We start from the raw sequence: 12876 nt of genomic DNA, 5'->3' as shown, positions 1-12876 counted from the left end.
GGGACCCGAGTTAGCGCTAAAGCGCTAACTCGGGCCGACAAAGGAGCAAGCAATGGCTGGAATGAAGGAAATTCGCGGCAAGATCAAGAGCGTGCAAAACACGCGCAAGATCACGAAAGCGATGGAGATGGTGGCCGCATCGAAGATGCGCCGCGCTCAGGAGCGCATGCGCGCTGCTCGCCCGTATGCCGACAAGGTCCGCGATATCGCCGAGCACATGAGCCGTGCGAACCCGGAGTATCGTCACCCGTTCATGGTGTCGAACGAAGGCGCGAAGGCGGCCGGCATCATCCTCGTCACGACTGATAAAGGTCTGTGCGGGGGGATGAACACCAACGTGCTGCGTGCGTCGCTGCAGAAGTTCAAGGAGCTGGAAGGCCAGGGCAAGACGATCGAGGCAACCGCGATCGGCAGCAAGGGCCTGGGCTTCCTGAACCGACTGCAGGCGAAAGTCGTGTCGAACGTCGTGCAACTGGGCGATACGCCGCATCTGGAAAAACTGATCGGCGCTGTGAAGGTGCAGCTCGACCTGTACTCGGAAGGGAAGATTTCGGCGGTGTACCTCGCGTACACGCGCTTCGTCAACACGATGAAGCAGGAGCCGGTGATCGAGCAACTGCTGCCATTGTCGGCGGACCAGTTCGAGCGCACGGAAGAAGACGGTACGACGCCGAGCACGCAGTGGGACTACATCTACGAGCCGGATGCGCAGGCAGTGGTGGACGAACTGCTGGTGCGTTATGTCGAAGCGCTGGTCTATCAGGCCGTCGCGGAAAACATGGCATCGGAGCAGTCGGCCCGCATGGTCGCGATGAAAGCCGCTTCGGACAACGCGAAGACGGTCATCAACGATCTGCAGCTCGTCTACAACAAGAGCCGTCAGGCCGCGATCACGAAAGAACTGTCGGAAATCGTCGGTGGAGCGGCGGCCGTCTGACCCCGGTCAGGCAGGTCGTTGCGTGTGCGCCCGAGCGGCGCACCCATCGGAGAAACTGCGCCTTTGCGCGAGTGAAGAATTGAGTATCTAAAGGAAAAGCGATGAGTACTACTGCTTTGGTAGAAGGCAAGATCGTACAGTGCATCGGCGCGGTGATCGACGTGGAATTTCCGCGTGAAACCATGCCGAAGATCTACGACGCGCTCATTCTGGAAGGTTCGGAACTGACGCTCGAAGTCCAGCAGCAGCTGGGCGACGGCGTGGTCCGTACCATCTGTCTGGGTGCTTCGGATGGTCTGCGCCGCGGCACGATCGTGAAGAACACGGGCAACCCGATCAGCGTGCCGGTCGGCAAGCCGACCCTCGGCCGTATCATGGACGTGCTTGGCCGTCCGATCGACGAAGCCGGCCCGATCTCGAGCGAAACCACGCGTGCGATCCACCAGAAGGCTCCGGCGTTCGACCAACTGTCGCCGTCGACCGAGCTGCTCGAAACCGGCATCAAGGTTATCGACCTGATCTGCCCGTTCGCGAAGGGCGGTAAGGTGGGTCTGTTCGGTGGCGCCGGCGTGGGCAAGACCGTGAACATGATGGAACTGATCAACAACATCGCGAAGGAACACGGCGGCTACTCCGTGTTCGCCGGTGTGGGCGAGCGTACCCGCGAAGGGAACGACTTCTATCATGAAATGAAGGACTCGAACGTTCTCGACAAGGTCGCGCTCGTGTACGGCCAGATGAACGAGCCGCCGGGCAACCGTCTGCGCGTCGCGCTGACCGGCCTGACGATGGCCGAGCACTTCCGTGACGAAGGCCTCGACGTGCTGTTCTTCGTCGACAACATCTACCGTTTCACGCTGGCCGGTACCGAAGTGTCGGCACTGCTCGGCCGTATGCCGTCGGCAGTGGGCTATCAGCCGACGCTGGCTGAAGAAATGGGTAAGTTGCAAGAGCGTATTACGTCGACCAAGACTGGCTCGATCACGTCGGTGCAGGCCGTGTACGTCCCTGCAGACGACTTGACCGACCCGTCGCCGGCTACGACCTTCGGCCACCTCGACGCAACCGTCGTGCTGTCGCGTGACATCGCTTCGCTCGGTATCTACCCCGCGGTGGACCCGCTCGATTCGACCTCGCGTCAGATCGACCCGCACGTGATCGGCGAAGAGCACTATTCGATCACGCGCGGCGTGCAGCAAACGCTGCAGCGCTACAAGGAACTGCGCGACATTATCGCGATTCTGGGCATGGACGAACTCGCGCCGGAAGACAAGCTCGCCGTCGCGCGCGCTCGTAAGATTCAGCGTTTCCTGTCGCAGCCGTTCCACGTCGCTGAAGTGTTCACGGGTTCGCCGGGCAAGTACGTGCCGCTGAAGGAAACGATCCGTGGCTTCAAGATGATCGTCGAAGGCGAGTGCGACCACCTGCCGGAGCAAGCGTTCTACATGGTCGGCACGATCGACGAAGCCTTCGAAAAAGCCAAGAAGATCCAGTAAAGGTCGGGTGTAACGAAGCGGGCGCCGACCTCGCGCATCACGGCTGCCAAAACGGTAGTGTTGCGCAAAGCCAGCGTCTCTGATTACGCTCAACCCGCCTTGCATGGGACGGGAGTCAGCACTCAAGCGCTAACTCTCGTCGACAGGAGTCGACACATATGGCAACCATTAAAGTAGACGTCGTCAGCGCGGAAGAGCAAATCTTTTCGGGCCAGGCGAAGTTCGTCGCGCTGCCAGGCGAAGCGGGTGAACTCGGCATTCTGCCGGGCCACACGCCGCTCATCACGCGGATCCGTCCGGGTGCGGTGCGCATCGAAGTTGAAAACGGCGAAGAAGAGTTTGTGTTCGTCGCCGGCGGCATCCTCGAAGTCCAACCGGGTGCAGTGACGGTTCTCGCCGACACCGCGATCCGCGGCAAGGATCTCGACGAAGCCAAGGCCGAAGACGCACGCAAGCGTGCGGAAGAGGCGCTGCAGAACACGGGCTCGAACCTCGAGTACGCGACCGCACAGGCGGAACTCGCGTACGCGACGGCGCAGCTCGCGGCAATCCAGCGTCTGCGCAAGCTGCGCGGCCAGCACTAAAGCAGCACGTAGTAGAAGAAAGCAGCCTGCGCGGCTGCTTTTTTTTGATAGCTAGTTGACGTTTACGTAAAGGTCGGCAAAATCGACGAGGTTGGAGAAACGGACGGTCGCCGCTCGCCGCGGTCGATGCGACGCGGTGCGGGTAAGACTTGATGCCGGCAGGATACGCGCCGGTGCACAATCGATTTCAAATTCATTTCAATCGAGCGCGCTTGCGCTCACGGAGACAACACCATGGCAACGCATAGCTCGGGAGAAGGTGCGCTCATCGAACCCGCGGATGGACTGTCGTATGTGCGCGGGTCGACTGAAAATCCGTTGAGCGAAGCGACCGTCGGCGAGCTTCTGCGCGACACCGCGGCGCGCTTTCCCGACCGGCCGGCCGTGGTGTTTCGGGAGCAGCGCATCCGCTGGACGTGGAGCGAATTCGCGCAGGAAGTGGATGTGCTTGCGTCCGGGCTGCTTGCACTCGGCATCGCGAAGGGCGATCGCGTCGGCATCTGGTCGCCGAACCGCGTCGAGTGGCTGCTGACGCAGTTCGCGACCGCGCGTATCGGCGCGATCCTCGTCAACATCAATCCTGCCTACCGGCTCGCGGAGCTCGAATACGCGCTGAACAAGGCCGGTTGCAAGGCGATCATCACCGCCGAGCGCTTCAAGACGTCGATGTACCTCGAGATGCTGCAGGAACTCGCGCCCGAATTGGCGACGCAGCCGCCGGGTGAACTGCATGCCGCGCGGCTGCCGGAACTGCGCTACGTGATCCGCATGTGCGACACGGAGACCCCAGGCATGCTGAGCTTTTCCGACGTGATCGAGCGTGGCCGTGCGTCGTTCGACGCCACTCGGCTCGATGCGATCGGCGCGACGCTGTCGTGCCGGGAGCCGATCAACATCCAGTTCACGAGCGGCACGACGGGCAATCCGAAGGGCGCGACGCTGACGCATCGCAACGTCGTGAACAACGCGGGCTATATCGCGATGGCGATGCGGCTCAGCGAGCAGGACGGCCTGTGCATTCCAGTGCCGCTGTACCACTGCTTCGGGATGGTGCTGGCGGTGCTCGCGTGCGTGTCGGTCGGGGCGAACATGGTGTTTCCGGGCGAGGGCTTCGATCCGGCCGCGACACTCACCGCGACCGCGGAGGAAAAATGCACCGCGCTGCACGGCGTCCCGACGATGTTCATCGCAGAACTCGACCATCCGAGCTTCGCCTCGTACGACTTCTCGCGGCTGCGCACCGGCATCATGGCGGGCTCGCCGTGCCCGATCGAGACGATGAAGAAGGTCGTCTCGAAGATGCACCTGAGCGAGATCACGATCGCCTACGGCATGACGGAAACCAGCCCAGTCTCGTTCCAGAGCTCGACGACCGATCCGCTCGACAAGCGTACGACGACAGTCGGGCGCATCCAGCCGCATCTCGAAGTGAAAATCGTCGATCCGCTCGGCAATATCGTGCCGGTCGGCGAAACGGGCGAGCTATGCACGCGCGGCTACTCGGTGATGCTCGGTTACTGGGGGGACGAAGCGAAGACGCACGAGTGTATCGTCGACGGCTGGATGCACACGGGCGACCTGGCGACGCTCGACGCCGAAGGCTATTGCAACATCGTAGGCCGGCTGAAGGACATGCTGATTCGCGGCGGTGAAAACATCTATCCGCGCGAGATCGAGGAGTTTCTGTTCCGTCACCCGAAGATCCAGAGCGTGCAGGTGTTCGGCGTGCCCGATACCAGGTATGGCGAAGAAGTATGCGCGTGGATCGTGCTGCGGACCGGCGAACAGGCGACGGCAGAAGAAATCCAGCAGTTCTGCCAGGGACAGATTGCGCATTACAAGGTGCCGCGATATATCCGCTTCGTCGAAGAACTGCCGATGACCGTGACCGGCAAGGTGCAAAAATTCGTGATGCGCGAACGGATGATCGGCGAGTTGAAACTCAGAGAGGACAAGACGGCGTGACGCCGCCGCAGCACGCTGCGCAGCCAAATATGCCAAATAGGTACGGTAGAACAGGAGTTGCGCGGCGAGGATTCGTCGCGCGCAAACGTTTGAGCAGGCGAAAAAAAAGCGGGCCTGGAGCCCGCTAAAAACCACACGCTACGGGGTTAGCGCGAGGAGACCAAAGATGGGACGGTTATCACGACGCCCCTGCGTCGATGACGGCCCCAGCAGGGATGCCCCTTTACAGGGCTTCGGCAAGCGCCGACCGGCAAGTGCATCGTATCCGCTCACACCACGCACACAGCCACATCCGTGTTGAAACCGTTGAGGGCATTGTGGGCGAATTACCCTATGAACGCGGTAACAAAGTGTTTCAGGTTGTAACGCCCGCCAGATAAGGCGCTGCGGGATTTATTGCCAAAATGAAACCTTTAAAACGTAGTTATTACCGATGACTACGCCGCAATTTAATACGCATGATTGATGCCATTCATGACGTCTGGTGCAGCAGAAATTGGGTCACTCATCAGCATGAAATGGTTGCGTCTGCAGCGTTCGAGCGACGAATTTCCTGCGGAACCAGCGCTGTGACCCTGCCCCGAAATACATCGCAATTCGATGAAAAACCTGTGATGCAATGCAGCAAAGCGAGTCCGCTTGTGCCGCGTATTGGAAAGGGGCGCATCGCTGCACCTTGGACCTGACCCGGACAGTTATACGACCCGACGACGTCGCCCTTCGTTACATCATTGCCGGCACCCAAATCTCCAGGCGCGCGCAGGGCGCCCTCCCAATCAGTCAGCAGCTGACGGCCTCCAACGGACACGGTCGGCTTACTTCAACCACTTGTCCGAGATAGCCTGATACTCGCCGGTCGCTCGAGCGAGATGCAGCCACTGATCGACGTATTGCTGGAACGCGACATCCCCGCGCGGCAGCAACCAGGCCTTCTCGCCGTACTGGAACGGCTTGTCCGGATGCACCGAGCAGAGGCCGGGATTGAGTTTCTGCTGCAGCAGCGTTTCCGACGCATCCGTCACCATCACGTCCGCCTTGCCCGCGAGGATCTGCTTGAAGATCGTCACGTTATCCGGATAAACGGTCACGTTTGCGTGCGTGAAGTATTGCTTCGCGAACTTCTCGTTGGTGCCCCCCGGATTGACGATCACTCGTGTGGACGGTTGATCGATCTGCGCGACCGTCTGATATTTGTTGACGTCGTCGCAACGGACGATCGGCGTTTTGCCGTCGATCATGTAAGCCTGTGTGAAGAACGCATGCTTCTGGCGCTCGAGCGTCGGCGACACACCGCCAATGCCGATGTCGCACTTTGCGACGAAGTCGTTCATCAGGTTCGACCACGACGTCTTGACGAACTCGACCTTCACGCCGAGCGACTTCGCGAGCGATTCAGCCATGTCGATATCGATGCCCTCGAACTGGCCATCGCCCCTGTAGAACGAATACGGCTTGTAGTCGCCGGTAGTGCAAGCGCGCAGCGTGCCGCGGCTGATGATGTCGTCGAGCCTGGAGGGCGCGGGCGCGGCGTTTTGCGCGCTGGCTACGCCGACGTGCATCAGGACGCCGGCGAGCGCGCCGAGCATTGCGAGTGCTGCCTTCTTCATCGAGTATCCTGGTGGTGTGTAGTGTGCAATTCATTGGTAAAGCTGTTGGATAGTAGCTTGGCAGCGCGGGCTTGAACATCGGCCGTTCAGCCAGGGCGACCCGGGCAGCGGAAGACATCGACCCTGGGCCCGTGCGGGCAGTGGCGGGCGGTAGCTGATCGAGGTGCGTCCGAGCTGCTTCCCGCCCGCTTCCCACGACGCGTCGTCGCCACATTCATTACCCCGCGACGCGCGATGTCCGGAGCCGCCTCCGGTAAAATGCTCCTTTGCCCTCAGCTCTTCAGTCGCACGCAACGTGGCCCATCAACTCCTGAACGACACTTTTCTGCGCGCGCTGCTGCGCCAGCCCACCGACTACACGCCGATCTGGCTGATGCGGCAGGCTGGCCGCTATCTGCCGGAATACAACGCCACGCGCGGCCGCGCGGGCAGTTTCCTCGGTCTCGCGAAGAACCCGGCTTTCGCGACGGAAGTCACCTTGCAGCCCCTCGATCGCTATCCGCTCGACGCCGCGATCCTGTTCTCCGACATCCTGACCGTGCCCGACGCGATGGGCCTCGGTCTCGAGTTCGTCAACGGCGAAGGGCCGAGATTTGCCCGTCCGGTGCGCACCGAAGACGACGTCGCGCGCCTGGCGGTGCCCGACATCGACGCGACACTGCGCTACGTGACCGACGCCGTGCGTGAAATCCGCTCGGCGCTGAAGGACGCGCAAGGCCGCCAGCGCGTGCCTCTGATCGGCTTCTCAGGCAGCCCATGGACGCTCGCGTGCTACATGGTGGAAGGAAGCGGCTCGGCGGACTTTCGCACCGTCAAATCGATGCTGTACGCGCGTCCCGATCTGCTGCAGCGGATTCTCGAGGTCAACGCGCGCTCGGTCGCGGCATATCTGAACGCGCAGATCGAAGCCGGCGCGCAAGCGGTGATGATTTTCGACACATGGGGCGGAGCGCTCGCCGATGGCATCTATCAGCGCTTTTCGCTGCGCTACATCGAGCAGGTGGTCAGCCAGCTGAAGCGCGAACACGACGGCGAAAAAGTGCCCGTAATCGCGTTCACGAAGGGGGGCGGCTTGTGGCTCGACGACATCGCCGCGAGCGGCGTCGACGCGGTGGGCCTCGACTGGACAGTGAACCTCGGCACGGCGCGCGAACGTGTCGGTGGCAAGGTGGCGCTTCAGGGCAACATCGATCCGTCGGTGCTGTTTGCGCCGCCTGCCGCGATCCGCATGGAAGCGCGCGCGGTGCTCAACAGTTTCGGCAACCATCCCGGCCACGTTTTCAATCTGGGTCACGGCATTTCACAGTTCACGCCGCCAGAGCATGTTGCTGAACTGGTCGACGAAGTGCATCGTCACAGCCGCGTTATTCGTAGTGGCGCACCTACGCCCGCGTGAGTGTGTAATCATTACCGTTTCTTGTTGCACCGCAGCGAATTGGGCTCTCGCCCTAAGGACCGCGGCTCCGCGAATCCGCCGCCAGATGGTGGTCTTACGAAAGTCAAGAGCTGACTTATGCACACTTCGCACGCTGCGGCGCGGCAGAGACTTTAATCGTGCCCCGACCCTTGCACATACTCGGCGCATTTGATCTGAGCCTTGCCGGGCAAGGGTTTGCGGGGCGCGTGATGAAATGTGCGGAATCCCACACAAGGCCGTCGCGGCGCCGTTTGCGGCCCGTCGAAGCGAAGTTCTCAACAAAGTTATCCACAGGGCCGCGAGCCGAGCGCAATTGTTCAGTCGAATCCAAAACTTAGCGGTGAAATTAAGGTTTTACTTTAACTTCTACGGCTTCGCGTCCCATGCGACCCACCCCGCGCCGCGAGTTGGCCTCCTGCCGGCTCATCCTCAGCGCCACGCCGAGTGAACGAAATGTTCGTCCGCGTCGCGCTCGACCATCCGCTGCCGACCCTGTTCGACTACCGCTGCGACATCTCCACGGCGGCTGTCGTAGGCACGCTCGTCAGTGTTCCGTTTGGCAAGCGGCACGTGGTGGGGCTCGTTTGCGAAGTGACCGCTCACAGCGACGTGCCGGCCGAGCGCCTGCGTGATGTGGATCAGGTCTGCACCGCGTGTCCGCCGGTGTCGACACATTGGCTCGCGCTCGCCGCATTCGCCGCGGACTACTATCAGCGCGGTCTCGGCGAGGTGGCGCTGCCGGGGTTGCCGCAGGCGCTGCGCGACGCGTCGCGCTGGTCGCGGCTGTTCGCGCCGGAAGAGCGCTATCGGTTGACGGCCGAGGGCCGCACGGTATTGCCTGACGCCTTGCCGGCCCGCGCGACCGCGCTCCGAGCGCTCGCTCAAGCGCTCGCTCGAGCCGACTTCCTCCTCGCTGCCGACGCCCGCGCGCTGCATCCGAAGGCGCTGGCGACACTCGACACATGGCAGACGGCAGGCTGGGTCACGCTCGATGTGATCGACGCCGCCACGGTGCCCGCCGCCGCGTCGCTGCCGAACATGCCCGCGCCTGCCCTGCCAACCCTCACCGACGAACAGGCGAGTGCCGTCGAAGCGATCCACGACGCCCACGGCTTCGCGCCGTTCCTGCTGCACGGGGTGACGGGCAGCGGCAAGACCGAGGTGTATCTGCGCGCGCTCGCCGCGATTCTGGCCGGCAAGCCCGATGCGCAAGCGCTCGTGCTGGTACCGGAAATCAACCTGACGCCGCAGTTCGAGGCGGCGTTCCGCGCCCGCTTCGCCGCGCTCGACGCCAGCGCGATCGTCACGCTGCATAGCGGCCTCGCCGAAGGCGAGCGCGCCCGCAACTGGTTCGCCGCGCACACCGGCCGCGCGCGCATCGTGCTCGGCACGCGGCTCGCGGTGCTCGCGTCGCTGCCGCGGCTGGCGATCATCGTCGTCGACGAGGAGCACGATCCGGCCTACAAGCAGCAGGAAGGCTTGCGCTATTCGGCGCGCGATCTCGCGATCTATCGGGCGAAGCAACTCGGCGTGCCGGTCGTGCTTGGCTCGGCGACGCCGTCGCTCGAGAGCTGGTGGCAGGCAGATCAGGGCCGCTACGAGCGGCTCACGCTGTCGCGCCGCGCCGTCGCCGAGGCCGTACTGCCGAGCGTGCGTCTCATCGATCTCGAAGACGAGCGCCGACGCGGGCGGGCATCGATCGAAGGTTTGTCGGGCCCGTTGATCGCCGCGATGAAGGCGCGGCTCGAACGCGGCGAGCAGAGCCTCGTGTTCCTCAACCGCCGTGGCTACGCGCCGCAACTCGCCTGCGACGCGTGCGGCTGGGTGGCCGGTTGTCCGCGCTGCAGCGCCTACGTCGTGCTGCACAAGCCCGAGCGCGCGCTGCGCTGCCATCACTGCGGCTGGGAGTCTCGTATCCCGCGTTCGTGCCCGGAGTGCGGCAACGTCGATATCGCACCGCTCGGGCGCGGCACGCAGCGCGTCGAGGAAACGCTTGCGAGCGCGGTGCCGGGCGCCCGCGTGCTGCGAATCGACGCCGACAGCACGCGCCGCAAGGGCAGCGCGCAGGCGTTGTTCTCGGACGTGCACGCGGGCGAGGTCGATATTCTGGTCGGCACGCAGATGATCGCGAAGGGACACGATTTCCAGCGCGTGTCACTGGTTGGCGTGCTGAACGCCGATACCGCGCTGTTTTCGCATGATTTCCGCGCGAGCGAGCGCCTGTTCGCGCAGCTGATGCAGGTGAGCGGCCGCGCGGGCCGCGCCGGTCTGCCGGGCGAAGTGCTGGTGCAGACGCGCTATCCGCGTCACGCGCTGTATCACGCGCTGTGCCGTCATGACTACGTCGGCTTCGCCAATGCGACGCTCGCCGAGCGACGCGACGCGCACCTGCCGCCGTTCGTGTACCAGGCGCTGTTGCGCGCCGAAGGCCGCACGCTCGAAGCGGCGCTCGCGTTTCTGCAGCAGGCCGCCGCCGAACTTGCGCGGATTCCTGCCGCCGGGCGCGTCACCGTCTACGACGCAGTGCCGCTCACGATCGTCAAGGTGATGCACGTGCATCGCGCGCAGCTGCTGATCGAAAGCGCATCGCGCGCGGCGCTGCAGGCTACGCTGCGCGCGTGGCAGCCACTGTTGCGCGTGCTCAAGGGCGTGCTGCGCTGGAACCTCGAAGTCGATCCGCTCGACATCTGACGCCACGGGCCAGATGACGCCCGCCATACTTCTTTGAGTCATATCCATAGAGCGAATGATCGTTTCGCTTTGCGATCCCGCTCGCCTATAGTCGCCAAATCGGCGCATTTTGGGGCTAAACGACAATAACTTCGCGCCGATGCCACTCAACTTTCGCGGGGCATCTGCAATGAGCGACACCCATCACACCGTGCCGGAGGGCGCCGCGCCGGGTCAGCGGCAAGGTACACAAGACGCGCAAACCGCACGAGGCAGCGGCTTTTCGCTGACCGAAGACTGGCTCGCCGCGGGCGTCGGCCTGCTCGTGATCGTGATCGCGTGGGCGCTGTTCGCGTCGGGCAGCAGCATCAAGTGGCTCGCGGTCGCGCCGGCCAAATGGTCGAGCGTCGCGCAGGCCGCGCAGGACATCGGCAAGCATCTACCCAACTACTTCGCGCTATTCGCGACATTCGCGGTGCTGTTCGGCGCGAGCGTCGCCCTGCTCCGGCAGCGCGTCGGCGCGTTTCTCGCCGCGTTCGTCGTGGTGTTCGTCGCTTCCGCGCTGATTCTGACGCTCGGCGCATGGGTCGACGCGTCCAGGTACAACCTCGAGCCGCCGCTCGTCGCGCTCGCGCTCGGGCTGCTCGTGTCGAACCTGTTCACGCTGCCGGAGTGGCTCGCGGCCGGGCTGCGCGTCGAGTTTTACATCAAGGTCGGTATCGTGCTGCTCGGCGCGACGCTGCCGTTCACGCTGCTCGTGTGGGCCGGTCCGGTCGCGGTCGTCCAGGCGAGCATCGTCTCATTGGTGACGTTCTTCGTGATCTTTCTCGTTGCGCGAGCATTCGGACTCGATCGACGCTTTGCCGCCGTGCTCGGTGTCGGCGGCGCGGTGTGCGGCGTGTCGGCAGCGATCGCGATTGCCGGCGCGGTACGGGCGAAACGCGAGCAGGCGTCGGTCGCGATCACGCTGGTCGTGCTGTGGGCGATCGTGATGATCTTCGTGCTGCCGTTCGCGTCGCGCTCGCTCGGACTGCCGACGGCCGTCGCCGGCGCCTGGATCGGCACCTCCGAATTCGCCGACGCCGCGGGCATCGCCGCCGCCCAGGCCTACGGCGATTTCGCGCGCCACGCAGGCGGCGCGATCGCCGGCGCGCCGGAAGCGTCGTTGCAGGCCTTCACGCTGATGAAGGTGGTCGGCCGCGACATCTGGATCGGCATCTGGGCGTTCGTGCTCGCAATCGTCGCGACGACGCGCTGGGAAGCGCAGGACAGCGGCGTCGCCGCGCGCGCGAATGCCGGTGAGATCTGGGCGCGTTTCCCCAAGTTCGTGATCGGCTTCGTGATCGCGTCGGCGTTGGTCACGTGGATCGCGAGCCATTATTCACTCGCCGATTACCGTAAGGTCGTCACGCCGGAGTTCGTCGCGCCGATCACGGTGCTGCGCACGTGGGCGTTCACCTTCTGCTTCCTGAGCATCGGTCTGACGACGCGCTTGCGCTCGCTTGCCGCGACCGGTCTGAAGCCGTTCCTCGCGTTCACGGCGGGCGTGGTGGTCAATATCGCGATCGGTTACGCGCTGTCCGCACACGTGTTCGCGTCGTACTGGAACAGCCTCGGATAACGCCATGAAGATTTCGATGGATCGTGGCGCCGGCGCTGCGCCATACGTAGGCGCCGTAGAGCGCAGCTGCGCGGCGGACGCGCCCTGCTGCGCCGCATGCCGGCATCGCGTGAGCGAACGGGATGCGCTCGAGCAGCGCATCCCAGGGCTTGCCGTGTTCAGTTCAGGGTTCGGTGCGAGCGTCGCCGATAGCCGGCTGTGTGGTCTGCATGACCAGTTGGTATCGCCCGGCGATGTCTGTGCGCGGTTCGAGCCGGTTGCGCCGTCGCTCGGGCCGCGCTGATCCAACAGCGATCTTCAGGCGCAACTCCCCGCGCCAATCCAGTCGCGAATCCCCACATTCGCGCGCATCCGGCTTCATGAGCCGTTTCGCGCCTCTCCTGATCTCAGTCGTTCAGCGCGTTTCGCGTATCGCCCGCCGATCCACGCGAGGCCGCGCTCGCACGCTTGCGCTCCTCTTCGCGCCGATTCGAGCCCCGTGTCGCGCCTCGAATGAAAAACACCGCACAGGCCGCGCACAGCGCCCAGATGCCCAGTATTACCAGCCACTTTTCCATTACACCAACCCTCGAGAACCCC

10 protein-coding genes are annotated in these 12876 nt (G+C 63.6%); 8 read left to right on the top strand and 2 right to left on the bottom strand.

Annotation, left to right across the window (positions count from 1 at the left end; genetic code table 11):
* Positions 1–52: 52 nt before the first annotated feature.
* The 4 genes from atpG (at position 53) to OKW27_RS28805 (ending at position 4982) form a co-directional block, all read left to right on the top strand.
* Entirely contained in the window at positions 53–937 is an 885-nt protein-coding gene (gene atpG / locus OKW27_RS28820) for a F0F1 ATP synthase subunit gamma (protein WP_090802400.1), read from the top strand.
* Positions 938–1038: 101 nt separating this feature from the next.
* Positions 1039–2433, top strand: a complete 1395-nt coding sequence (gene atpD, locus OKW27_RS28815) for a F0F1 ATP synthase subunit beta (RefSeq protein ID WP_090802401.1) — start codon at positions 1039–1041, stop codon at positions 2431–2433.
* Between the two features lie 158 nt (positions 2434–2591).
* Complete coding sequence (locus OKW27_RS28810) at positions 2592–3017, top strand: F0F1 ATP synthase subunit epsilon (RefSeq protein ID WP_090802403.1); 426 nt, start codon at positions 2592–2594, stop codon at positions 3015–3017.
* Between the two features lie 234 nt (positions 3018–3251).
* Complete coding sequence (locus OKW27_RS28805; RefSeq protein ID WP_429335507.1) at positions 3252–4982, top strand: AMP-binding protein; 1731 nt, start codon at positions 3252–3254, stop codon at positions 4980–4982.
* 815 nt (positions 4983–5797) lie between these two features.
* On the opposite strand, the gene OKW27_RS28800 is transcribed toward OKW27_RS28805, so the two are convergent.
* Positions 5798–6589: a transporter substrate-binding domain-containing protein gene (locus OKW27_RS28800; protein ID WP_184051712.1), complete on the bottom strand. Its 792-nt coding sequence runs from the start codon at positions 6587–6589 to the stop codon at positions 5798–5800.
* A gap of 295 nt (positions 6590–6884) precedes the next feature.
* On the opposite strand from OKW27_RS28800, the gene hemE reads away from it, so the two are divergent.
* The 4 genes from hemE to OKW27_RS28780 all read left to right on the top strand — a co-directional run bounded on the left by hemE (position 6885) and on the right by OKW27_RS28780 (position 12580).
* The gene (gene hemE / locus OKW27_RS28795; protein ID WP_429335506.1) at positions 6885–7985 is read left to right on the top strand and encodes a uroporphyrinogen decarboxylase; all 1101 of its coding nucleotides are present in this window, start codon (positions 6885–6887) and stop codon (positions 7983–7985) included.
* A gap of 474 nt (positions 7986–8459) precedes the next feature.
* The gene (locus OKW27_RS28790) at positions 8460–10697 is read left to right on the top strand and encodes a primosomal protein N' (protein WP_429335505.1); all 2238 of its coding nucleotides are present in this window, start codon (positions 8460–8462) and stop codon (positions 10695–10697) included.
* Positions 10698–10866: 169 nt separating this feature from the next.
* A complete protein-coding gene (locus OKW27_RS28785) occupies positions 10867–12297 on the top strand; it encodes a YeiH family protein (RefSeq protein WP_429335504.1) in 1431 nt (476 codons plus the stop codon).
* A 109-nt stretch (positions 12298–12406) separates the two neighbouring features.
* Positions 12407–12580, top strand: a complete 174-nt coding sequence (locus tag OKW27_RS28780; RefSeq protein ID WP_260321177.1) for a hypothetical protein — start codon at positions 12407–12409, stop codon at positions 12578–12580.
* Between the two features lie 103 nt (positions 12581–12683).
* On the opposite strand, the gene OKW27_RS28775 is transcribed toward OKW27_RS28780, so the two are convergent.
* Positions 12684–12854: a hypothetical protein gene (locus tag OKW27_RS28775; protein WP_429335503.1), complete on the bottom strand. Its 171-nt coding sequence runs from the start codon at positions 12852–12854 to the stop codon at positions 12684–12686.
* Positions 12855–12876: the final 22 nt, after the last annotated feature.

The sequence above is a fragment of the Paraburkholderia sp. 35.1 genome, from assembly GCF_050436525.1.
GTDB lineage: Bacteria > Pseudomonadota > Gammaproteobacteria > Burkholderiales > Burkholderiaceae > Paraburkholderia > Paraburkholderia tuberum.
Note: the sequence above shows the minus strand (reverse complement) of the source record. Positions and strands in the feature narration are given on the sequence as shown.

Coding starts and splice junctions, on each gene's coding strand:
- OKW27_RS28810 (WP_090802403.1), top strand. CDS start 2,592: ATGGCAACCATTAAAGTAGACGTCGTCAGCGCGGAAGAGCAAATCTTT.
- OKW27_RS28800 (WP_184051712.1), bottom strand. CDS start 6,589: ATGAAGAAGGCAGCACTCGCAATGCTCGGCGCGCTCGCCGGCGTCCTG.
- OKW27_RS28790 (WP_429335505.1), top strand. CDS start 8,460: ATGTTCGTCCGCGTCGCGCTCGACCATCCGCTGCCGACCCTGTTCGAC.
- OKW27_RS28805 (WP_429335507.1), top strand. CDS start 3,252: ATGGCAACGCATAGCTCGGGAGAAGGTGCGCTCATCGAACCCGCGGAT.
- atpD (WP_090802401.1), top strand. CDS start 1,039: ATGAGTACTACTGCTTTGGTAGAAGGCAAGATCGTACAGTGCATCGGC.
- OKW27_RS28775 (WP_429335503.1), bottom strand. CDS start 12,854: ATGGAAAAGTGGCTGGTAATACTGGGCATCTGGGCGCTGTGCGCGGCC.
- OKW27_RS28785 (WP_429335504.1), top strand. CDS start 10,867: ATGAGCGACACCCATCACACCGTGCCGGAGGGCGCCGCGCCGGGTCAG.
- atpG (WP_090802400.1), top strand. CDS start 53: ATGGCTGGAATGAAGGAAATTCGCGGCAAGATCAAGAGCGTGCAAAAC.